We start from the raw sequence: 21,752 nt of genomic DNA, 5'->3' as shown, positions 1-21,752 counted from the left end.
GGACATGGGCAGTCTATTCAGCGTTACTGATCACCCGGCTGAAGGGCTGCCCCGTGAACCGAGCACTCCCCGTGGTACGGCTCCGTGTCCCCACCGACGAGGACGCCCTCGCCTGGCACCGGATCTTCGACGACCCGGACGTCATGGAGTTCCACGGCGGCAGGTCGGCCGAGTTGTCGGTGTACGAGGAACTCACCGCCCGCCAGCGCAGACACGACGCTGAACTCGGCTTCTGCCTGTGGACCATGCTCGACGAATCCGGCGAGGTCATCGGCTTCACCGGCGCCCAGCCGTGGGAGCGGGAGTGGGGTCCCACGGGCGAGATCGAGATCGGCTGGCGGCTCGGGCGGGCGTGCTGGGGCAAGGGTTACGTCACCGCCGCCGCGCAGATGACGCTGGAGCGGGTGCGGGCGGCCGGGGTATCGAGTGTCGTGGCGATGGTGCACGCCGACAACGCACGGTCGATCGCGGTGACGCAGCGGCTCGGTATGCAGCTCGCCGAGGTCTTCACGACACCTGAGTCGAAGCAGCGGGGCCACCGCTACCGGCTCGACTTGTAACTCTGAGTAACTGGCTGCTACAGAAAGCCACTTGATGCTTCCGGATGACACCCCCGGGCGGTTACCCTGCCAGTACCGCTGGGGGTGACATCTGTGCGCATAACACCCAAGACGCCCGAAGTGCACGTACCAAAGCTGGTCGGTCTGATGGCCATGGACGCGCGCGAGGCGGCAGAGGCACACGGAGTGCTGCTGGCCGCACCCGACCGGCCCGACTTCCATCTGACGGTCGTCGACTATGTCGTACGGCAATACCCGCTGCCCGGCGTCGAGGTGCCGCGCGGGGCCGTGGTCACCGTCTGGTTCGACCTTGGTGAGGGCGAGGGCGGCGGAGGCGCGGGCGTGCGCGAGCCGCGGATCCCGAATCCGCCGACGGGCGGAATGCAGCGCGAACTGGACGCGCCCGGGAACGCCTTCGAGGTGATCCGGTGAGAGAGGCTCCGGTGAGAGGCGTCCCGCCGAACTGAAGAAGCTCAGCTCTCCTTGAAGCCCCGGTGCAGAGCGACCACCCCGCCGGTCAGGTTCCGCCAGGCCACCCTCGACCAGCCGGCCTTGCGCAGCCTCTCGGCCAGCGCGGGCTGGTCGGGCCAGGCGCGGATCGACTCGGCGAGGTACACGTACGCGTCGGGGTTGGAGGAGACCGTGCGGGCGATCGGCGGCAGGGCACGCATCAGGTACTCGGTGTAGACCGTGCGGAAGGGCGCCCACGTCGGGTGCGAGAACTCGCAGATCACGACCCGGCCGCCCGGCTTGGTCACCCGGTACATCTCGCGCAGCGCTCCATCCGTGTCCTGGACGTTGCGCAGCCCGAAGGAGATCGTGACGGCGTCGAACACGTCGTCCCTGAAGGGCAGCTTCGTCGCGTCGCCCGCGGTCAGCGGCAGCCAGGGGTGGTTCCGCTTGCCGACCTGGAGCATGCCGAGGGAGAAGTCGCAGGGGACGACATACGCGCCGGTGCGGGTGAAGGGCAGCGAGGACGTCGCCGTACCGGCCGCCAGGTCCAGCACCTTCTGGGCGGGGCGCGCGTCGACGGCCCTGGCGACCTCCTTGCGCCACACCCGGTCCTGGCCGAGCGACAGCACGTCGTTCGTCAGGTCGTACCGTTCCGCGACGTCGTCGAACATCGAGGCGACTTCGTGCGGCTGCTTGTTCAGGGAGGCGCGGGTCACGGGCCCATTCTTGCAGTACGACTCCCAGCACCGGCTCAGGGGAGGAGCCTCGGCTTGTTCCGTTCGCCGAACAGGCCTACCGGCGTCTGTGCACCAAACGCCCCGCGCACACCGTCGCCATGCACGCGCCCTTCTCGTCGAACACCGCCAAATCCGCCCGGCCGTTCTCGATGATCGCCGTCGGTCTCGTGCGCGGCAGCACGGCCACGTCGTTCCGTGCCGCCGCCGCCCGGAGTTCAGCGGTGTCGGCGTGCTCCTCCAGCACCGCCACTGCCCCCGACTTCAGCACCGCGTGAATCCGTTCGCGCGGTGTCGGCGCGTCCGGGAGGGGGCCGTCGTGCACACGCGCGGGCCCGAGGACACCGCCGGGCCACTGCCGCACCCGCGCACTCGGAAACCGCTCCGTCAGTTCGGTGAGCGACCCCACCGCGGCGACCCGAGCCCCCTCCACCGCGACGGCACCGCCCTTGACGGACTCCCCGCTCCCCCAGGCGACCCGCATCTCGTCCGCCGCATGAATCGTCAGCACGCGTGCGTCAGTTGGAGGCGAGGAGCTTCAGCTCGGGGTGTGCGGTGCCGCCCTCGATCGCGGTGGAGGAGATGTGGGACATGACGCGCTCGTCGACGGGGTCGTTCGCCGGGTCGTCGTGGACGACGAGGTGCTGGTACGTGGTCGAGCGCTGGGCCGGAACGCGTCCCGCCTTGCGGATCAGGTCGATGATCTCCATGCGGTTGGAGCGGTGCTTGGCGCCGGCCGAGGAGACGACGTTCTCCTCCAGCATGATCGAGCCGAGGTCGTCGGCGCCGTAGTGCAGGGAGAGCTGGCCGACCTCCTTGCCCGTCGTCAGCCAGGAGCCCTGGATGTGGGCGATGTTGTCCATGAAGAGGCGCGCGATCGCGATCATCCGCAGGTACTCGAAGAGCGTGGCCTGGGTGCGGCCCTTCAGGTGGTTGTTCTCGGGCTGGTAGGTGTACGGGATGAAGGCCCGGAAGCCGCCCGTGCGGTCCTGCACGTCGCGGATCATCCGCAGATGCTCGATGCGCTCGGCGTTGGTCTCGCCCGTGCCCATGAGCATCGTGGACGTCGACTCCACGCCCAGGTTGTGCGCGGCCTCCATGATCTCCAGCCAGCGCTCGCCGGACTCCTTGAGGGGCGCGATGGCCTTGCGGGGGCGCGCCGGGAGGAGTTCCGCGCCGGCTCCGGCGAAGGAGTCGAGGCCGGCCGCGTGGATGCGCTGGATCGCCTCCTCGACGCTCACCTGGGAGATCCGGGCCATGTGCTCGACCTCGCTCGCCCCCAGGCTGTGGATGACGAGCTGCGGGAAGGCCTGCTTGATCGCCGAGAAGTGCTGCTCGTAGTACTCGACGCCGAAGTCCGGGTGGTGGCCGCCCTGGAACATGATCTGCGTCCCGCCGAGTTCGACCGTCTCGGCACACCGCCGCAGGATGTCGTCCAGGTCGCGGGTCCAGCCCTTGGCCGTGTCCTTGGGCGGCGCGTAGAAGGCGCAGAACTTGCAGGCCGTGACGCAGACGTTCGTGTAGTTGATGTTGCGCTCGATGATGTACGTCGCGATGTGCTCGGTCCCGGCGTACCTGCGCTTGCGCACGGCGTCGGCGGCGGCGCCGAGCGCGTGCAGCGGGGCGTCGCGGTAGAGGTCGAGCGCCTCCTCCGGGGTGATCCGCCCACCCTCGGCGGCACGGTCGAGAACGGACTGAAGGTCGGCCTTCTCGGTCACCGGAGCGTCCCTTTCGTCAAGGGTTGTGGACGGACCCAGCCAGCCTACGCCAGGCCTCTTACCCAGCCGACCTCAGGCCGTGTACGCCCCGATCAGCAGCCCCACGTACGTCCCCGCGATCAGGAACGGGCCGAACGGGATCGCCGTCTTCCGGCCCGCCTTCCGTGCGACGACGAGCGCACCGCCGTAGAGCGCCCCCAGCACGAACCCCGCGAGCGTCCCGAGCATCACGGTCGGCCAGCCGTACCAGCCGAGGGCGGCGCCCATGCCGAGCGCCAGTTTGACGTCGCCGAAGCCCATGCCGCCGGGGTTGATCAGGAACAGGACGAAGTAGCCGCAGCCGAGCGTCAGCGTGCCGAACAGGGCGGTGAGCCAGTCCCCTGTGTGCTCGGGGACGAGCGCGACCAGCCCGAGGAGGATCAGGACCGCCGCCGCGAGCGGGAGGGTCAGCGCGTCCGGCAGGCGCTGCACCCGGATGTCGACGACCGCGAGGAGCACGCCGACGGGGGCGAGGAGGAGCCAGACGGCGATTTCGGGGCGGGTGTCGGTCGCGGCGGCGAGGGCGGCGCAGACGAGGGCGGTGGCGAGCGGGAGGAGGGGGGTGGTGGCGGGGCCGTACGACGGGTCCGGGCACTGCGCGCATCGCGCCCGCCCGGCCCATCCTCGGATCGGATGCCCGCCGGGGCACTGCTCGCGCCATTCCTCCCCCGACGGGACGGCGAAGCGGTAGGCCGCGCGGGGCAGCAGTGCACCCGTCACCGCGCCCCACAACGCGGCGACGATCACGAGGAGGCCAGTCACAAGGAGTCAGTATGGCAGCGGCACTTGTACCGAGCCCTCAGCTCTGCCGGCCCTTCGGCAGCATGATCGTCCGGGACACCACGAACGTCGCCGGGATCGCCACCATCGACGCGAGCAGCGGAGCGAAGCGGCTCCCGGCATGCAGGATGTCGACGATGACGTACACCCCTGCCGTCGTGACGACGAAACTCGTCGCGTTCGTCAGGGGGAACAGCAGGAATTTCCGCCAGGTCGGCCTCGTCCGGTAGGTGAACCGGGTGTTGAGGAAGAAGGATCCGATCATGCTGAGGCCGGAGGCGATGAGGTGCGCGGCCATATAGGGAAGGTGCGGGAGAAGCAGCAGGTAAAGGCCGTAGTACGTCCCGGTGTTGATGACACCGACGATGGCGAAGACGACGATCTGGCCCGATATCGGGCGGGGCTCCGCCTCGGTTCCGGTTCGCGTCCTCGTCAGGGAATTGCTCATCAGGGAATGAGGTCCTTGGTCGGGTGTCCGCCGCACCGTGCCGGGTGCTGGGCTCGGTCCACGTTCGTCGCCTTCACCAGGAAGTGCGGCCGCCCCTTGACCTCGTAGTAGATCCGGCCCGTGTATTCGCCGATGATCCCCAGCATGATCATTTGCATGGCCGCCGCAGCGGTGACGGCCGTGATAATCGTGACATAGCCCGGGGTCTCTACGCCGTTGATGAGCGCGGCACCCACGATCCACGCCGTGTACAGGCCCGTGCACAGCAGCAACGCCATGCCGAGGTAGAGGGCGGCGCGCAGCGGGCGGTTGTTGAAGGAGAGCAGGCCGTCGAGGCCGTAGTTGAGCAGGCTGCGGAAGTTCCAGGAACTGCTGCCGTGGGCGCGGGTGGCGTTCTCGTACTCGAAGGTGGTGCTGGGGAAACCCACCCAGGCGAACAGGCCCTTGGAGAAGCGGTTGTACTCGGTGAGGTCCACGATCGCGTCCACCACACGTCGGGAGAGCAGACGGAAGTCGCCCACGCCGTCGACGAGTTCGACGTCGACGAGCCGGTTGATGAGGCGGTAGTAGAGGCGGGCGGTGACCGTGCGGGTGAGGCGGTCGCCGGTCCTGGTGCGCTTGGCGATGACCTGGTCGTAGCCCTGTGCGTGCAGTTCCACCATGCGGTGGATCAGCTCCGGCGGGTGCTGGAGGTCCGCGTCCATGACGATCACGGAGTCTCCCGAGGCGTGGCGCAGACCGGCGAGCAGGGCTGCCTCCTTGCCGAAGTTCCGGCTGAAGGAGACATAGCGCACGCGCGCGTCGAGTTCGGCCAGCCGCTGCAACCCCTCAAGAGTCCGGTCTCGGCTGCCGTCGTCGACATAGACGAACTCCATGTCGTGGCCGAGCGGCAGGAGTTCCTCCGCGATCTTCTGGACCGCGTCGTGGAAACGGGCTATGACGTCTTCTTCGTTGAAACAGGGTGCGACGATCGAGATGAGCATGGTTCGGGTACTCCCCGTGAGGTCCGGTCGGCGAGCGCTGGTCAGGCGCTCGGGTGGTGGTGTGCGCGCCGTCGTCTGACCGCGGCGAGGACGCTGAGGGCGATGAGGGTCAGCAGGGAGGCGGCGCCGACGGCTCCGCCCAGGCGCAGGCCCGGTGGGTGGAACGTGCAGGTGAGACTGGTCGAGGAGCCGTCCAGGGGGACGGCGATCAGGCCGTAGTACTGCTTCGCGGGTACGGCGTCGGCGCCACCCGCCGCACAGCGCCAGCCGGCGATGCGCGGGGCCGCGACGACCGCGGTTCCCTTGCTGCCGGGCGGCAGTTCGGCGCGGATCGTGCCGTCGGAGACGGACACCTTCGTGGCGCCGGTGGCTTTCAGCTGGTCGACGGTGGCGCGCAGGCGCCCGGTGTCCAGGCAGCCGACCGCGCCGCTCTCCGGGACGACGCCCGGCCGGTTGGGGGACAGCTCGATGCGGAGACGTCCGGAGGCCGGGACCGTGCCGAGGTGCGCTATCGCGGCGATCTTGGTGCCGGGGTCGGACCGGAACCGCCCGGGGGTCTGCGCCCCGGTGATGCTCGCGGTGCCCGAGAAGTGCGGGGCCCAGAGGTACGCCTCGCTGCCGGCCCGGCAGGTGGCGGTGATCGTCGACATGCCGGGGCCGTTGACCCGCAGGCCGGGTCGGCTGTCGGCACTGCGCGGCGGCTGCTTCCCGGCGGGGGTGCGGACCGTGATGGGCGGCACCGTGTACACCCGGGCGCCCAGCAGCAGTTCCTGGTTGCGGTACGGCGACGGCCCGAAGGCGGAGACGTTGGCGCCGACGGTCGGCCGCACCGTCACCAGGGGCGGCACGTCCTGGCGGGACACGGTCACCTTGGTGCCGTCCTGCGGGAACCAGCCCTGATGCGGGTCCGGCGGTGAGTGGACTCGTGCGCCGACGGAGAAGATCGCGTCCGTGACGGCGTTGTCCAGGCTCTGGATGTTGCGGCCGCGCGAGGTGTAGCCGTCCCCGAGGGCGATGAGCGTGCGGCTGAGGACGTCGGCGGTCAGGCTGCTGTAGTACTGGGCGCCCTGACCGCCCACCAGCAGCGGGTCGTTGCCGACGGTCTGCTCCCGGCCCGGGTCGGTCCGGTAGGTGGGCCAGCCGTCGGCCTCGGCGATGGCGTCCGCCTGTTGCTGCTGCCGCGCTCCCCAGGGCGCGTAGTCGTCGAGGTGCCCGAAGCGCAGCCGGGTGGCGACGGCGGAGGTGGCAGTGGCCTCGGCGACCTGCGTGCCGATGAGCAGGGTGACCGCCAGTCCGGCGAGTACCGTCCTGCGCCCGCTGTGGTGGCGGGCGAGCAGGGCCAGCCCGCACAAGGCGCCCGCGGCGGCCACAAGGGTGAGCGGCAGGACGAAGGAGCGGTCCGTCAGCGCGCTGCGGCTCGCGACGGCGATGATCAGCGCCAGCAGTCCGCCCGCCGCACCGAGCGCGCGCCCGCCGGGAGGGCCGTACGCCAGCGCATGCCACGCGGCGATCACCAGCAGCCCGCAGAGCACGAAGGTCTGGCGGTACGAGCTGCCGTTCGGGGTGGAGAAGGCGTGCCAGAGAAGGTGGGTCGGGCCCCACTGGAACGACAGCGCGACGGCGACGACGAGCAGCGTCCAGCCGTAGCGGACCGGGCGCGGGACCTTCCGGTGGAAGGGCAGGGCGAGGGCGAGCAGCAGCGCCGTGGTGCCGACATAGATCGCGGGCGTACCGAAGTTGTACGTCGTCGGCAGCAGCCGGGCCACCATGTCTTCGGTCGATGCGGGGACGAACGTCCGGACCACGCCGGGGTAGGCGTGTTTGGTGCCGAAGTACACGACGACGACCAGGGGAGCCGCCAGTCCCACACCGAGCGCCATGGTCAGGACGGCGCGGCCCGCCGCCGCGAGGCGCTGCCGCCGGTCGAGGTCCGCGAGATACAGCCGCAGCAGCACCACCAGACCGGCGGCGAGCGTGGCCATGTACGCCGTGTAGAAGTTGGCGATCCAGACGAGCGCCACGACGATCACGCCGAGCACCCGGCGCCGGTCGTTCAGCGCCCACTCGCCGACCAGGCACAGCAGCGGCAGGGCGAGAAGTCCGTCGAGCCACATCGTGTTGTAGATGGCACTCGCAAGCGTCCAGCCGCACAGGGCGTACGACGCCCCCAGCAGCCCCGCGGCCCACCAGCGGCCGGGGCGCATCCTGAGCAGCAGCCAGGCCATCGCGGCCCCCGCCGACGCCACCTTCAGCAGGGTGATCACATACACCGCGAGGTCGATCTCGTCCCGCGGGAACACCCCGACGAGCAGGGCGAACGGGCTGCTGACGTACGTACCGAGGTCGGGCAGGAAGCTGGAGCCGTACCCGGACTGCCAGTTGACGAGGAGGCCGCCGTCGGCCCGCCCGTGCAGCATGTCCCACAGGTGGGCGTGGAAGGGTACGTACTGGTTGCCGAGGTCGTTGACGCTGCGCGTGCGGGAGCCGAAGGGGTAGCTGCGGGCGATGATGTCGCCGGCGCACAGGACGACGATGGTGAGGGCCGCTGCCAGCAGCGCGGCGGTGCCCGCGGGGCCGGCGGGGCCGGCGGGGCCGGCGGGGCCGGCGGGGCGGCGGGGCAGACGGAGGCGGAGCCGGGTCCGGGTTCCGTGCGTGGCTCCGGGCGACGGCGTTGCCGGGGTCGCCTCTTCCGTCCGTTCGAGACGGGTGGTCTGGTTCACACCCTGTCCCTGTCCGGTCGGCGGCCCGCGTTCCTGTGAGCAGCGCCACTTCCGCTCAGGGAACCGGCCAAGGGCAGGCTCGTACTGACCATTCTCGGCAAGCCTCCGGAGAATTGCGGGTGATTCGCCGTCTTAGATGAGCGCTGCTCAGGAATGGTTGTGTGACATGCGGAACTGTTAGGCAGAATTCCGGATTCGCGCACCGGAGTTTCCCGAACAGGGCATTGCCAAAAGGTGGACAAAGGGTGTCCGGGAAGCGGGAACCGCTACTTGATCTTCGACATCCGGGCCGTCGGATTCCCCGACTCCGCACTGTCGGAGCGGTAGTTGAGATCGTCCCCGACCGGAGTGATCCGCACCGTCGCGGCAGCCTGACTGCACCCCGCGTGATTGCCCTTCGCCCCCACGGACGTCGCCACGATCTGCTTCGCGGACACGCTCTTCAAGGTCAGTACGTCATTACAGACGAGGCCAACCGGATCGGTCTGCCGGAGAGTCCCCAACTCCTCGCCCACGTCCGCCTTGTGGAGGGTGACCCGGAAGGTGCCCATGGGGAGGCTGCCACCGAGGCCGGTGGCCTGGCCTTCCCAGGTGCCGAGGTAGGCGGCGGGTACGGCGGTCGGGTTGCTGTCACCCGGCACCTCGCTGGACGCCGAGCTGGACGGTGAACCGCCCGCCGCGTCCGACCCGTTGTCGTCTCCCGGCAACAGGTCGAACACGAACACCGACCCCACCGTCACGGCCGCCAGCGCCCCCGCGACCGCAAGGGCCACCGTGCAGCTCACCTTCCGACCCCGTCCGCTGGCGCCCGGCGCCGAGGTCGCCGCCACGGAAACGGAGAGCTTGCCTGGTTGCTGCGGAGGAGCCGTCGGCTCGGCGTCACGCGGCTCGGGCACGGAAGCCGGCGGCGCGAAGGACGGCATGACCGGCGGCGGCCCGAACTCCCCCACCGACGGATTGCTGAACCCCACCGGCCCGGACGCCACATCCCCCGCCGCCTCAAGATTCAGCAGCTGTACGGCACCCCGGCTCACCTGCTCCACCAGCGCCCCCGGCAGCCACCCACCGGCGACCAGCCGAGCCGCACCCTCCGGAGCCAGTCGCCGGGCCACCTCACCCGGCGAGGGCCGCGCCGCCGGGTCCTTCCCGAGGCACGCCGCCACCAGCTCCCGCAAGTCACCGGTCAGGGAACCGAGTTCAGGCTCTTCGTGTACGACCTTGTAGAGCAGCGCCGCCGACGAGTCACCGGGAAACGGCGGCTCACCCGTCGCCGCGTACGCCAGCACCGCCCCCAGCGAGAAGACGTCCGCCGCACCCGTGACGCCCTTGCCGACGATCTGCTCGGGCGACATATAGCCGGGCGAGCCGATCGAGACGCCGGTGGAGGTGAGGGACGCCGTGCCGTCCGTGGCCCGGGCGATCCCGAAGTCGATCAGCAGCGGCCCGTCGAGGGTGAGCAGCACATTCGAGGGCTTCACATCCCGGTGGACCAGCCCCAGTTCGTGCACGGCCGCCAGCGCCTCGGCGAGACCCGCACCCAGGGCCCGTACGGAATGAATCGGCAGCGGACCCCGGTCCGCGACCGCCGCGCTCAGCGAGGGGCCCGCCGCATACGCGGTGGCCACCCATGGCACCCGCGCGTCGGGGTCGGCGTCCAGTACCGACGCGGTCCAGGCGCCGCCCACCCGGCGCGCGGCGTCGACCTCGCGCCGGAAGCGGGCGCGGAACTCCTCGTCGAGGGCGAAGTGCGGGTGCACGATCTTGACCGCGACCGTGCGGCCGCCGGAGCTGCGGCCCAGGTAGACCCGCCCCATGCCGCCGGAGCCGAGCCGGCCGAGCAGCCGGTAGGGACCCACGGTGGTGGGTTCGTCGACGTCGAGCGGTTGCATGGCGCGCCCCCCTCTCCCCCGCGTACGCCTGTCTCCCGCGCGTACGCCTGCAGTCCCGGCAGCCTATTGGTCCAGACGCTCCTACGGCTGGAGCAGATCCACCTTCACGTCAGCCGGGAAGCCGGTTGTCGGACCGACGCGGCGGGCGAACTCGGCGACCGCCTCCAACTGGGGAGCCCCGAAGCGGAAGTCGAGGGTCGTGAAGTACTGCTCCAGGACCTGTTCGTCGAAGGCCTCCCAGCGGGCCGCCTGCTCGGCGACCTTGCCGACCTCGTCGAGGGAGAGGTTGCGGGAGGCGAGAAAGGCCTCGTGCACGGCGCGGGTGATGACGGGCTCGCGCTCCAGGTAGTCACGGCGGGCGGCCCAGACGGCGAAGACGAAGGGCAGGCCGGTCCACTCCTTCCACAGCGCGCCGAGGTCGTGCACCTCGAGGCCGAAGCGCGGGCCGTCGAGCAGGTTGGCGCGCAGCGCGGCGTCGCCGATCAGTACGGCCGCCTCGGCCTCCTGCATCATCAGGCTCAGGTCGGGCGGGCACGTGTAGTAGTCGGGCTGTACGCCGTAGCGGTCGGCGAGCAGCAGCTGGGCCAGGCGGACGGAGGTGCGCGAGGTCGAACCGAGGGCGACCCGGGCGCCGTCCAGCCGGTCCAGCGGGACCTGCGAGACGATCACGCAGGACATCACCGGGCCGTCGCAGCCGACGGCGATGTCCGGGAAGGCGACCAGGTCGTCGGCGTTGCGCAGGAACTCCACGAGCGTGATGGGCCCGATGTCGAGGCCACCCTGGACCAGCTGTTCGCTGAGCTTCTCCGGGGTGTCCTTGGTCAGCTCGAAGTCGAGCAGGGTGCCGGTTCTCGCGAGCCCCCAGTACAGGGGCAGGCAGTTGAGGAACTGAATGTGGCCGACGCGCGGCCGGGTGCGAGAAATGTCCACATCGCGAGACTAGACCCCATGGGGTACGGTGCACTCTTCAGGGTGCCGCGAACCGCCTCATAGGCCCCGTGAGCCCCCGCCTCGATCTTCAAACTTCCGAGTGACGTGATCTTGGCCTCTATTGCTTTCGGCTGCCTGCGTGCTAGGCTCGCCGCAAGTTGCAGTTTGGTTTCCCTTGCAGTACAGAGCCTGCGGAGCATGTAACCGCGGGCTCTCGTCGTTTTCAGACGTATGCAGTTGTGCGGCACTGTTTTCACACTTGCAGGTTCTGGAGCAGGGCAACCCTTTGGGCCCAAGGAGGGCTTATGGCTACCGGAACCGTGAAGTGGTTCAACGCCGAAAAGGGCTTTGGTTTCATCGCCCAAGAAGGCGGCGGCCCCGACGTCTTCGTTCACTACTCCGCGATCAACGCGAGCGGCTTCCGCTCGCTGGAGGAGAACCAGCAGGTCTCCTTCGACGTCACTCAGGGCCCGAAGGGCCCGCAGGCGGAGAACGTCACCCCCGTCTGAGTCTTCGGCCTCGGAGCCTGGTGCTTTGATCCGGAACAGATAGCAGTACCCAAGGAGCCCCGTGCCGCAAGGCAACGGGGCTCCTGCCTTGTGCCCTGGAACCTCACACGTGCTGCATGACCAGCACGAACGTCGTCCCGGCGGCCAGTGCCTCGTACGAGTGCGGCACATCCCCGCGATACGCCATGTAGTCGCCGGGCCCCAGTTCGACCTCCTCGCCCCGGGGCCCCGCCTTCACCCGGCCCGTGCTGACGATCAGGTGCTCCACGCTGCCCGGAATGTGCGGCTCCGACTCCCGGGCCGGGCCCGGTTCCGCGCGCAGGTGGTAGATGTCCCGCCGGGCGCCGGGCGGGCTGGCGGAGAGCAGGGTGGCCACATAGTCCGCCCGTTCGGAGGCGACCGTGGGCCCTTCGCCCGCCCGGATCACCTGAACGGCCGGAGCCGGCGGCTCCACCAGCGCGCTGAACGGCACCCCGAGCGCGACCCCAAGCGCCCACAGCGTCTCCACGCTGGGGTTTCCGCTGCCCGCCTCCAACTGGGACAGCGTGGACTTCGCGATCCCCGCCCGTTTGGCCAGCTCGGACAGCGACAGCCCGGCCCGGGTGCGCTCTCGGCGCAGGGAGGTGGCGATCCACGCAAGGGGCTCGCTCATACGGCTCACTTCCCGTCGTTCGTTTTACAGGCACGTTCGTTCGCCTTGACGAACAGCACCCGCGCGTTCATCCTGGAAAACATGCGTTCGCTACTCCGAACACCGATGATGGCACCTCTGGTGCGTGACAGCGCCCTCGTCTGGCTGGCGAGCGGTGTCGTCGGCGTCTCCTTCGGCGCGGTCGCGGTGGCCGGCGGGCTGCCGGTCTGGGTGCCGGTGGTGATGTCGCTGGTCGTGTACGCGGGATCGGCGCAGTTCAGCGCGGTCGGCGTACTGCTGGCCGGGGGCGGGCCGTTCGCCGCGGCGGCGACCGGGCTGCTGCTGAACACCCGGACAGCGGCCTTCAGCCTGGCCGTGGCGGACATCCTCGGTGGCCGGAGCCGACTCGCCCGCTTCCTCGGCGCCCACCTCGTCAACGACGAGACGGTCGCCTTCACGCTCGCCCAGCCCGATCCGGTACGACGCCGGACGGCGTTCTGGGTCAACGGCCTCGGCCTGTTCGCCGCCTGGAACACCGGCGTCCTCGCGGGCGCACTCGCCGGAAGCGCGCTCGGCGACACGGCGACGTACGGCCTCGATGCCGCCTTCCCCGCCGTCCTGGTGGCCCTGGTACTGCCCGCCCTGCGCAAGGACGCGGGCGTACGACGGGCAGCCGCGCTCGGCGCGGTCGTGGCACTGGCGGTGACCCCCGCCGTCCCCGCCGGGGTGCCGGTGCTGCTCGCGCTCGCCGGGCTCTTTGTATACGGACGGAGGCGGGCGGCGGCATGAGCGCGACGGTCGCGATGATTCTGGCGCTGGCGGTGGGGACGTACGCCTTCCGGCTGGTGGGACCGGTCCTTTACGGACGTATCGAACTCCCCTCGAAGGTCCAGGAGTTGATGTCGGCCGGCGCGGTCGTCCTGCTCACCGCGCTGCTGGCGACCGGTGCGCTGACCGAGGGCGGGGACTTCGCGGGGTGGGCGCGGCCGAGTGGGGTGCTGGTCGGGGGTGTGCTGGCATGGCGTCGAGCGCCGTTCGTGGTGGTCGTGCTGGGGGCGGCGGCCACAACGGCGGTGCTGCGAGCGGCGGGTGTGGGGTGAGTGTCAGTGGGGGTCGCTAAGGTCCCCGGCCATGACCGAAGCCGACTTCCTCACCGCCACCCGCACCTTCTACGACGCCATCGCCGAGGACTACGCCGACCTCTTCCGTACCGAACTGGCCAAGCCGCTGGACCGGGCGGTGTTCGCCGGGTTCGCGGAACTGGTGGGGGCAGGCGGTCGCGTGGCCGACCTGGGCTGCGGGCCGGGGCGGGTGACCGCCCACCTCGCCTCCCTCGGACTGTCCGTCTTCGGGCTCGACCTGTCGGAGTCGATGCTCACGATCGCCCGGCGGGAGAATGCGGGGCTGCGGTTCGAGCAGGGCTCGATGCTGGAGCTGGACCTTCCCGACGGTTCGCTCGCGGGCGCCGTGTCCTGGTACTCCTCCATCCACACCCCGGTGACCGAACTCCCCTCCCTCTTCGCCGAGTTCCGCCGCGTCCTGGCCCCGGGCGGCCACCTCCTCATCGCCTTCCAGATCGGCGACGAGCCCCGGCGCCACGAGCGGCCCTGGGGGTATGAGGTGACGCTGGACTTCCAGCGGCGCCAGCCGGACGAGATCGACGGCCTGCTCCGGGCCGCAGGGTTCGCACCCGTCATGCGGATGGTGCGTGAGCCCGCCCCGAACGAGACGACGCAACAGGCGTCATTGATCGCCCGCAAACCCACTTAGACAGACAAACGCGCCGAGGTGCAGCGCCCCGTAAGGGGCGCGGGGCTGTATCCATATGCGGCTCCGCCGCGTGGGCGCGACCAGCCACAACGGACCCGCAGCCGCTCAACCGCCAAGCACCACCAGGCACTCCTGCCAGGCCCGTTCGCTCAGCAGAGGCCGCAGCCGGGTGAAGAGAGCAAGGAGATCCGGCCCCCACTGCTCACGGAACGCGGGGTCATGATGAGCGAGGTCGAGCTCATTCGCCGCAGTCAGCTCGGCGAAGTCCTCCCGCACACGCACATCCGGCACATGCGTCCGCCCGGTGAAGCGGTCATGAAACGCGGCGCCCCGGTCGGCAAGCAACGGATACGTGGCCTGACGATCGCAGCTCGCGTACAGGTAAACGATCGCCTCGGCCTCCGCACCGATCACCGTGGCGAGTTCGGTACGGCGATCCAGCGGGAGCAACCCGCCGGGGAAGCCGTCGGTGCCGTAACTGGCGTGACAGAGCCCGGCCAGCTGGAGGGCAGGCCTGGCCTCCCACGAGGCGAGCCGGACCCGTACGCGCCGCAGGTGGGCGAGGAGAGTCCCGCCGGGATGGGAGAGCGTCTCGGCGCCCAACTGCCGTAGCAGGACGTCGGCTTGGAGGACGGGCGTGGTCACCGCTCACCGCCCTTCCCGACTCGGACTCGGACTCGGACTCGTACTGCACGGTCGTGGGTCGGCACCCGCTCCTCCCCCGCACTCGGTCCGGACCCCGGCGGAGGCGCGGAGCGGGTTGCCGCCCGGGCCCTGGAGAGATCGTCGTACAGGAGTCAGTGGCCAGTCAATCCTAAGGTTTTGTCGCCAACCCTTAGTGCTAGCTTGGGTGTTGTGACCCTAGACGACCTGCGTGTATTTGTGGCGGTGTGCCGGGCCGGGAGCCTGAGTGCGGTGGCGCGTGATCTCTCGTGCACCCAGTCCGCGGTGAGCCAGCATGTGAAGCGGCTGGAACGGGAGACCGGGGTCAGTCTGCTGGAGCGGCAGCCGCGGGGGGTCGTACCGACGACTGCGGGCCGCGTGCTGGAGGCGGCCGCGTCCGAAGGGCTCGTCGGGCTGGAGCTGGCGCTGCGGCGGCTGCGGGATCTGGCTGACGGGGAGAGCGGCACGGTACGGGTGGCGACGGGGGCGACGACGGTACGGCACTTCATGTCGGACGCGGTGGTGACGTTCCGGCAGCGGCATCCCAAGGTCAACCTGGAGTTCCGTACGGAGAGTTCGAGCCGGGCGTGTTTCGACGCGCTGGCCGACAGCGACCTGGACCTGGCGTGGATCACGCTGGGCCGGCCGGTGCGGGGCATCGAGCAGCGGCCGGTGGTGGAGCTGCCGTGGGTGCTGGCGGTGCGGGCCGGCGATCCGCTGGCCGACCGCGCCTCCCTGGACGCCGCCGCGCTGGCGGACGTACGCCTCATCCGGCTTCCCCCGACCTCCACCTCGGCCGCCCATCTCGACGCCGCCTGCGCCGACTTGGGCGTCCGTTTCAGCTTCGACACGAGCGTGGCCGACTGGGACACCGCGCTGCTCCTGGCCGAGCTGGGGGTCGGGCGGGCGGTCGTGCCCGCGTTGCCGGGGCTGTCCGTCCCGGGCGACGGAGCCCTCCGCCTGATCCCGCTCCCCGCCCTCCGCCCGCTGCCCGTCGGCTGGGCCGTGCGCCGCTGGGACGCGCTCAGCCCGCCGACCCGGGCGTTTGCGCATTTGGTCGAGAGCTACCAAAGGGACAGCGCGCGGGCCTGACCGCTCCGCTCCGGGCCTACTTCAGGCCGATCGCCGCGCAGTCCGCCGCGTACTCGGCGGTGCAGATCTCCTTGGCGGTGTAGACGCCGTCCTGGATCAGCGTCTCCTTGATGTTGTCCCTGGTGACGGCGACCACCGGCACCAGTTGCGCGGGAATGTCGTCCTCCGTCGGGCTGTCGATCTTGTCCTGGGTCAGTGCGTCGAACTCGATCGAGCGCCCCTGGACCTTGTACACGGCCATCTTCGCGGCCTGGGTCGCCTCCTGGGCGAACGGCTTGTACACGGTCATGTACTGGTCGCCCGCGACGATCCGCTGCACCGCGTCCAGATTCGCGTCCTGCCCGGTCACCGGCGGAACCTTGCTCGCGCCCGCCGCCTTCAGCGCCTCGATGACGGGGCCCGCGAGGCCGTCGCTCGCCGCGTACACGGCGGCGATGTCGTCAAGGCCGACGGCCTCGATCGCCTTCCCCATGTTCGCTTCGGCGACTTCGGGCGACCACTTGTCCGTGTCGTACTGCTGGACGATGTCGACCTTGCCGTCGAGTTCGTCGAGCGCGCCCTTCTTGAACAGTGCCGTGTTCGGGTCGTCGAGATCGCCGTTCATCATGACGACCTTGGCGGACGCGGCCCGCGAGCCGAGTTCGCCCATGATGGCGCGGCCCTGCACCTCGCCCACCAACTCGTTGTCGTGGGAGACATACGCGTCGATGGGCCCCTGCGCGAGCCGGTCGTAGGCGATGACCGGGATGTTCGCGTCCTTGGCCTTCTGTACGTCCGTGGCGATGGCCTTGGCATCCAGCGCGTCGACGAGGATGACATCCACCTCGTCGTCGATCATCTTCTGGAACTGCCGACTCTGCTCGGCCACGCTCGCCTCGGCGTTGGCGTAGACGACCTTGCCCTTGTTGTTGGTGAGGGTGGCGACTTCCTTCTTGATCAGCGGGTGGTCGAACTTCGCGTAACGGGCCGTGTCCTTGTCCGGCAGGAGGAGACCCACCGTGATGTCGTCGCCCTTCTCCGGGGACGCGGAGCTGTCGCTGTCCCCGATTCCGTCGACGACACCGCACGCGGCGATCGACAGGGCCGAGGCGGAGGCGGTGAGGGCTATGCCGATACGGCGTACAGCTGATGTGTGGGGGGAACGAGGGTTCACTACTGGAGCCTTCCGAGCGGATGAGCGGCGTTGCTACCCGGGTGGCGGTAGCCAATGCCCCGGCGGCATGTCACGTCAAGCGGATGTCGTAACGGGACGGCAACCGTTTCCGTGATCCGGCTCGTTGATGAAGCGGAATTGCCCGAAGGTCTGCCCTCGTGGACAGCGACAAGCCCTGGCCGGAGTCGCGATGATGGAATGTCAGCCCGCCGAATGGCGGAGGAGGGGAGTGGTTGATGCGCCGGTCGGCTCGTGACGAGACCTACCCGCAGGGAACGGGCCGCGCGCCGAGGCGTGCCCCGGACCGGGCGGAGGACTCGACCGCGCATGCGGGTTCCCCTCAACCCGCCCACCCCCTGCTGGCGTTGCAGCGCAGTGCGGGCAACGCCGCGGTCACCGCGGTGATCCAGCGGATGGAGGCGCCGGGCGGCAAACGCAGGAGGTCCCGATCGCCGGAGGACCAACAGCCGGCGAAGCACGCACGGGAAGCCGAGACCGAGTCCTCCTCCGAGGAGGAGGACTGGGAGTGGGAGGAGCAGTTCGCGGCGGCGAGCGTGGAGCAGATCAGCGAGGCGCAGACCAAGACGGCCGTGCTGCTGGAGCAGATGGACAATGCAGGCGCCTCCGACCGCGTCAAGAGCATCGCCCAAGACAAGTTGGACATCCTTTCCCTGCTGAAGAACTTGGCTCCCCTGCGGTCGGTGGAGACCGTGCGCGAGGCCATCAGGCTCGTCAGTGAGAAACCGGACAGCACAACGAAGACTCGGTATCTGGAGAAACTCGAGGACCAGCTCGAATACCTTGCGCAGGATTTCCCGTCCGCGGGGCCTCCGACCAAAGAGACCCTCGAAGCCATGTGGCCCCAACTTGTGCCCGCCTTCGGCAGCGCCGGCGGTCAGGTGGGCCAGGACGGCTGTGAGGACCGCGCCCACGCGATCTGTCTGGCCATCGCCAAGCGGGACCCGGCGATCGCCGTCAACCATCTCTCGAAGCAGTGGGCCACGTCTTCGGGGGGCCGTGTGCACGCCGATCACCAGTGGAAACACCACGTCGCGGCCTCGGTGACGACGGCGGACGGCGTCCTGGTCATCGATCCCATCTTCTCCACTTCGGGTCCGCTCGAACTGAGCGATTGGGCCAACCGCGTCCAGGTGAACAAGGAGACGAACGTCCACCAGACCGCCTGGGGATTCCTCGGGAAACCGGGCGACGACAATCGGCCGGACGCAGCCAGCGCCATGGAATACAGTCCCCAGGCCTGAATCGCGGCGTCGGCAGGACACAAACCCGCCCGCCTCCCCTCTAACGCTGGTACAGCTCCTCGATCTCCCCCGCGAAGTCCCGCATGACCGCCTCCCGGCGCAGCTTCATGGAGGGCGTCAGATGCCCGGTGAACTCCGTGAAGTCCAGCGGCAGGATCGCGAAGCGGCGGATGGACTCGGGACGGGAGACGAGCTTGTTGGCCTCGTCCACGGCGCGTTGCAGGATGGCGGTCAACTCCTCGTCGTTGACCAGGAGTTCGGCGGGGACGGGGTGTTTGCCGTTCATACGGCGCCAGTGGGTGATGCCGTCCATGTCGAGGGTGATCAGCGCGGAGACATAGGGGCGGCCGTCGCCGAGGACGATCGCCTGGGAGATCAGCGGGTGGGAGCGGAGCCAGTTCTCCAGCGGAGCCGGGGCCACGCTCTTGCCGCCCGCGGTGATCAGGAGTTCCTTCTTGCGGCCGGTGATCGTCAGGTAGCCCTCGTCGTCCAGCATCCCGATGTCCCCCGTCGCCAGCCAGCCGTCGGGGGCCGCGGGGACCACCCCGCCCGCCTGCGGGTCCCAGTAGCCGCGCAGTACGTGACCGCCGGCCAGCAGGATCTCGCCGTCCGCCGCTATCCGGACCCTCGTGCCGGGGAGCGGCCAACCGACCGTGCCCAGGCGGGGTTTGAGCGGGGGCGTGATGGTCGCCGCGCCGGTGACCTCGGTCAGGCCGTAGCCCTCGTAGATCTCGATGCCCGCCCCGGCGTAGAACGCGGCCAGCCGCCTGCCCAGCGGTGAGCCGCCGCAGATCGCATACCGCACGCGTCCGCCCATGGCGTTGCGGATACGGCGGTAGACCAGGGGGTCGTAGAAGGTGCGCGCGGCTTTCAGCGCCCGGTTGGGGCCCGAGCCCGTCCCCGTCTGTTTCGCCTCCATCGCCTCGCCGTACTTGATGGCCACGTTCGTCGCACGGTCGAACGCCGAGACCCGGCCGCCCGACTCCGCACGGGCCCGCGCACTGTTGAAGATCTTCTCCAGCATGTACGGGATGGCCAGCAGACACGTCGGTTTGAAGCTCGCCAGGTCCGGCAGCAGATCGTCCGGTTTCAGGCTCGGCGCATGACCCAGCCGTACACCCGCCCGGACGCATGCGATCGCCACCATCCGGCCGAAGACATGCGACATCGGCAGGAACAGCAGCACCGACGCCTCTTCGCTCGTCCGCGCCTTGAAGATCGGGTACAGGAGTTCGATGGCGTTGTCGACCTCGGCGAAGAAGTTGCCGTGCGTGAGCGCGCAGCCCTTGGGGCGGCCGGTCGTGCCCGAGGTGTAGATGAGGGTGGCGAGGGTGTCGGGGACCAGCATCCCGCGGCGTACGTCCACCTCCTGGTCCGGCACCTGCTCGCCCAGCTCCGCCAGCCGGTCCACATGGCCCTTCTCGATGACCCACATATGGCGCAGGTCGGGCAGGCGTTCACGCTCGGGGCCGAGGGCGGCGGCCTGGGCGACGGTCTCGGTGACCAGGGCGACCGCGCCGGAGTCCTGGAGGATCCAGCGGACCTGGAAGACGGACGAGGTGGGGTAGACGGGGACGGTCACCAGGCCGGCGGCCCAGGCGGCGAAGTCGAGGAGCGTCCACTCGTACCTCGTACGCGCCATGACGGCGACCCGGTCACCGGGGACCAGTCCCTCGGCGATCAGCCCTTTGGCCACCGCGTGCACCTGCGCCGCGAACTCGGCCGCCGTCACGTCGATCCAGCTGCCGTCCTCCGTCTTGCGGCTGAGGACCACATGTCCCGGCTGCGTCTCCGCGCGGTCGAACGGCAGGTCGGCAAGCGAGCCGTGCACGGCCGGTGCGACCAGCGGCGGAATGGACACCTCCCGCACGACTCCGTCCAGCCGACGGATCTCCGGCGCCCTGAGGATCGGCTCGCCGTCGTAGTCGAGGTCGATGCCGAAGTCGGGGGTGGAGCCGGAAGGGGACGCTTGCGGGATCGACATGGGCAGCTCCTGGGGCGTGCAGCGCGTACCGCTCTGCTGCATGAAGTACGCGCAGTACGTACTGCGGCGTTCACCAGCGGCGTGCGGCCACGCGTGTTACCGCTGGTTAGGTGGGCGATCGTACGGCGCTCAGGTGTGGAGTTCGTGCGGGTTACGGGGTGGTAAGGGGCCGGGGATGTGCAACCTCGGCGATCACCCGGGCACCTGCCGACCGGACGTCAACTTCCCTATTTTACCGGTGCGTTGAAACCCCCCTAAGGTGAGGAACTTTCACCTCCCGACCTGGCCTTACCTGAGGTAACTTTACTGCGGAGTAAGCAGAGTTTCCGCGTGGGGAGATGACCATGGCCGACCTGACCGACGCGCCCGCGCTCGCGCCCCTGCTCGCCCGCGGCGCCCTGCTCTCCCCCTTCAAACGGCCCCGCCCGGACGCCGACTTCCCCCGCACCCGGCTCGTCCTGCCCCGCGTACGCATCGACCTCGCCCGGCTGGCCGCCTACGAACGCGTCTGCGGCTTCGCCACCGGCGACGACGCCCTGCCGGTGACCTATCCGCATGTGCTGGGCTTTCCGCTGGCCATGCGGCTGATGAGCGGACGGGGCTTTCCGCTGCCGCTGCTGGGACTCGTCCATACGTCGATCGAGATCACGCAGCGGCGGGCGCTCGCGGCGACCGGGGAGTACGAAGTCATAGTCCACGTCGAGGGACTGGCCCCGCATCGGCGGGGCACGGAGGCCGCCGTCGTCACGCAGGTGCGGGCGGCGGGGGACGTCGTATGGGAATCGCGGAGTACGTATCTCGCCAGGCACCGGACGGACGGCCGCACCGCGCAGACTCCGAAGGAGGAGCCGGGACCGCTGCCCGTGGTCGCCGAGTGGCGGCTCGCCGGAGACATCGGACGGCGGTACGCGTCCGCGTCCGGCGACCGCAACCCCATCCACCTCCATCCCCTGACCGCCCGGCTGTTCGGCTTCCGACGGGCCATCGCACACGGGATGTGGACCGTGGCACGATGCCTGGCCGCACACGGCGTGCCGGAACGGGCGCTGGTGCGGGCGCAGTTCAAGGCACCGGTGCTGTTGCCGGGGACGGTGACGTACGCGGCGGAAGGCGATCGCTTCGAGCTGCGGAGCGGCGACCGGACGCAGGTGAGCGGCACGGTCTATCCGGCCTGAGCGTCCGCTCCCCGGGCGGGGACCAAGAGCGGCCGACCATCACATCGCCAGTGCTGCCGCCGGCAACAATGACACACGCGGCGCAAAGCGACGGTTCGAGCTGCGGAGCGGCGACCGGACGCAGGTGAGCGGCACGGTCTATCCGGCCTGAGCGTCCGGCTCCCCGGGCGGGGACCAAGAGCGGCCGACCATCAGATCGCCAGTGCTGCCGCCGGGAACAATGACACACGCGGCGGAAAGCGACGGTTCGAGCTGCGGG

At 69.8% G+C, this 21,752-nt stretch carries 22 protein-coding genes; 9 read left to right on the top strand and 13 right to left on the bottom strand.

Going from position 1 to position 21,752, the window contains the following annotated elements; genetic code table 11:
• Positions 1 to 53: 53 nt before the first annotated feature.
• Both ACTWQO_RS24220 and ACTWQO_RS24215 read left to right on the top strand, forming a co-directional pair.
• Positions 54 to 560: a GNAT family N-acetyltransferase gene (locus tag ACTWQO_RS24220; RefSeq protein ID WP_443239448.1), complete on the top strand. Its 507-nt coding sequence runs from the start codon at positions 54 to 56 to the stop codon at positions 558 to 560.
• Positions 561 to 680: 120 nt separating this feature from the next.
• Positions 681 to 992, top strand: coding sequence for a PASTA domain-containing protein (locus tag ACTWQO_RS24215; protein ID WP_443239447.1), 312 nt, complete (start codon positions 681 to 683; stop codon positions 990 to 992).
• Between the two features lie 41 nt (positions 993 to 1,033).
• On the opposite strand, the gene ACTWQO_RS24210 is transcribed toward ACTWQO_RS24215, so the two are convergent.
• The 9 genes from ACTWQO_RS24210 to ACTWQO_RS24170 form a co-directional block, all read right to left on the bottom strand.
• On the bottom strand, positions 1,034 to 1,729 hold the full coding sequence (locus ACTWQO_RS24210; protein ID WP_443239446.1) for a demethylmenaquinone methyltransferase: 696 nt from the start codon (positions 1,727 to 1,729) through the stop codon (positions 1,034 to 1,036).
• A gap of 76 nt (positions 1,730 to 1,805) precedes the next feature.
• The gene (locus tag ACTWQO_RS24205) at positions 1,806 to 2,258 is read right to left on the bottom strand and encodes an imidazolonepropionase-like domain-containing protein (protein ID WP_443239445.1); all 453 of its coding nucleotides are present in this window, start codon (positions 2,256 to 2,258) and stop codon (positions 1,806 to 1,808) included.
• A gap of 7 nt (positions 2,259 to 2,265) precedes the next feature.
• A complete protein-coding gene (mqnC, locus tag ACTWQO_RS24200; RefSeq protein ID WP_443239444.1) occupies positions 2,266 to 3,465 on the bottom strand; it encodes a cyclic dehypoxanthinyl futalosine synthase in 1,200 nt (399 codons plus the stop codon).
• Positions 3,466 to 3,537: 72 nt separating this feature from the next.
• Entirely contained in the window at positions 3,538 to 4,266 is a 729-nt protein-coding gene (locus ACTWQO_RS24195; protein WP_443239443.1) for a prepilin peptidase, read from the bottom strand.
• Positions 4,267 to 4,303: 37 nt separating this feature from the next.
• The gene (locus ACTWQO_RS24190) at positions 4,304 to 4,732 is read right to left on the bottom strand and encodes a GtrA family protein (RefSeq protein ID WP_443239442.1); all 429 of its coding nucleotides are present in this window, start codon (positions 4,730 to 4,732) and stop codon (positions 4,304 to 4,306) included.
• A complete protein-coding gene (locus ACTWQO_RS24185) occupies positions 4,732 to 5,715 on the bottom strand; it encodes a glycosyltransferase family 2 protein (RefSeq protein WP_443239441.1) in 984 nt (327 codons plus the stop codon). Before ACTWQO_RS24185 ends, ACTWQO_RS24190 begins: the two co-directional genes overlap by 1 nt.
• A gap of 41 nt (positions 5,716 to 5,756) precedes the next feature.
• The gene (locus ACTWQO_RS24180; RefSeq protein WP_443239481.1) at positions 5,757 to 8,336 is read right to left on the bottom strand and encodes a YfhO family protein; all 2,580 of its coding nucleotides are present in this window, start codon (positions 8,334 to 8,336) and stop codon (positions 5,757 to 5,759) included.
• 365 nt (positions 8,337 to 8,701) lie between these two features.
• A complete protein-coding gene (locus ACTWQO_RS24175) occupies positions 8,702 to 10,324 on the bottom strand; it encodes a serine/threonine-protein kinase (RefSeq protein ID WP_443239440.1) in 1,623 nt (540 codons plus the stop codon).
• A gap of 81 nt (positions 10,325 to 10,405) precedes the next feature.
• Positions 10,406 to 11,254: a menaquinone biosynthetic enzyme MqnA/MqnD family protein gene (locus ACTWQO_RS24170; protein ID WP_443239439.1), complete on the bottom strand. Its 849-nt coding sequence runs from the start codon at positions 11,252 to 11,254 to the stop codon at positions 10,406 to 10,408.
• A gap of 305 nt (positions 11,255 to 11,559) precedes the next feature.
• Between ACTWQO_RS24170 and ACTWQO_RS24165 the strand changes: the two genes are divergently transcribed.
• Positions 11,560 to 11,763: a cold-shock protein gene (locus tag ACTWQO_RS24165; protein WP_003992177.1), complete on the top strand. Its 204-nt coding sequence runs from the start codon at positions 11,560 to 11,562 to the stop codon at positions 11,761 to 11,763.
• A 103-nt stretch (positions 11,764 to 11,866) separates the two neighbouring features.
• Here ACTWQO_RS24165 and ACTWQO_RS24160 read toward each other — a convergent pair whose 3' ends face one another.
• The gene (locus ACTWQO_RS24160; RefSeq protein WP_443239438.1) at positions 11,867 to 12,415 is read right to left on the bottom strand and encodes a helix-turn-helix domain-containing protein; all 549 of its coding nucleotides are present in this window, start codon (positions 12,413 to 12,415) and stop codon (positions 11,867 to 11,869) included.
• 81 nt (positions 12,416 to 12,496) lie between these two features.
• Between ACTWQO_RS24160 and ACTWQO_RS24155 the strand changes: the two genes are divergently transcribed.
• The 3 genes from ACTWQO_RS24155 to ACTWQO_RS24145 are packed head-to-tail and all read left to right on the top strand — an operon-like array spanning position 12,497 to position 14,164.
• Positions 12,497 to 13,183 (top strand): AzlC family ABC transporter permease, encoded by a 687-nt coding sequence (locus ACTWQO_RS24155; protein WP_443239437.1) that lies wholly within the window; start codon positions 12,497 to 12,499, stop codon positions 13,181 to 13,183.
• Complete coding sequence (locus ACTWQO_RS24150; protein ID WP_443239436.1) at positions 13,180 to 13,494, top strand: AzlD domain-containing protein; 315 nt, start codon at positions 13,180 to 13,182, stop codon at positions 13,492 to 13,494. The genes ACTWQO_RS24155 and ACTWQO_RS24150 overlap by 4 nt, the downstream gene beginning before the upstream one ends.
• A 31-nt stretch (positions 13,495 to 13,525) precedes the next feature.
• Positions 13,526 to 14,164: a class I SAM-dependent methyltransferase gene (locus tag ACTWQO_RS24145; protein ID WP_443239435.1), complete on the top strand. Its 639-nt coding sequence runs from the start codon at positions 13,526 to 13,528 to the stop codon at positions 14,162 to 14,164.
• Positions 14,165 to 14,269: 105 nt separating this feature from the next.
• Here ACTWQO_RS24145 and ACTWQO_RS24140 read toward each other — a convergent pair whose 3' ends face one another.
• Complete coding sequence (locus tag ACTWQO_RS24140) at positions 14,270 to 14,809, bottom strand: DUF6817 domain-containing protein (protein ID WP_443239434.1); 540 nt, start codon at positions 14,807 to 14,809, stop codon at positions 14,270 to 14,272.
• A 210-nt stretch (positions 14,810 to 15,019) separates the two neighbouring features.
• On the opposite strand from ACTWQO_RS24140, the gene ACTWQO_RS24135 reads away from it, so the two are divergent.
• The gene (locus ACTWQO_RS24135; RefSeq protein WP_443239433.1) at positions 15,020 to 15,919 is read left to right on the top strand and encodes a LysR family transcriptional regulator; all 900 of its coding nucleotides are present in this window, start codon (positions 15,020 to 15,022) and stop codon (positions 15,917 to 15,919) included.
• A gap of 16 nt (positions 15,920 to 15,935) precedes the next feature.
• Here the strand turns inward: ACTWQO_RS24135 and ACTWQO_RS24130 are convergent, their stop codons facing one another.
• Positions 15,936 to 17,072 carry a sugar ABC transporter substrate-binding protein gene (locus ACTWQO_RS24130; RefSeq protein ID WP_443239432.1) on the bottom strand — a complete coding sequence of 379 codons (1,137 nt, stop codon included), beginning with the start codon at positions 17,070 to 17,072 and terminating at the stop codon, positions 15,936 to 15,938.
• 236 nt (positions 17,073 to 17,308) lie between these two features.
• Here ACTWQO_RS24130 and ACTWQO_RS24125 point away from each other — a divergent pair, with 236 nt between their 5' ends.
• Entirely contained in the window at positions 17,309 to 18,334 is a 1,026-nt protein-coding gene (locus ACTWQO_RS24125) for a protein-glutamine glutaminase family protein (protein ID WP_443239431.1), read from the top strand.
• A gap of 40 nt (positions 18,335 to 18,374) precedes the next feature.
• Here ACTWQO_RS24125 and ACTWQO_RS24120 read toward each other — a convergent pair whose 3' ends face one another.
• Positions 18,375 to 20,318 carry an AMP-dependent synthetase/ligase gene (locus ACTWQO_RS24120; protein WP_443239430.1) on the bottom strand — a complete coding sequence of 648 codons (1,944 nt, stop codon included), beginning with the start codon at positions 20,316 to 20,318 and terminating at the stop codon, positions 18,375 to 18,377.
• A gap of 338 nt (positions 20,319 to 20,656) precedes the next feature.
• On the opposite strand from ACTWQO_RS24120, the gene ACTWQO_RS24115 reads away from it, so the two are divergent.
• The gene (locus ACTWQO_RS24115) at positions 20,657 to 21,493 is read left to right on the top strand and encodes a MaoC family dehydratase (RefSeq protein ID WP_443239429.1); all 837 of its coding nucleotides are present in this window, start codon (positions 20,657 to 20,659) and stop codon (positions 21,491 to 21,493) included.
• Positions 21,494 to 21,752 lie beyond the last annotated feature (259 nt).

This window comes from Streptomyces sp. 4N124, from assembly GCF_052245395.1.
Taxonomy (GTDB): Bacteria; Actinomycetota; Actinomycetes; order Streptomycetales; family Streptomycetaceae; genus Streptomyces.
This window is presented reverse-complemented; position numbering and strand designations above follow the sequence as displayed.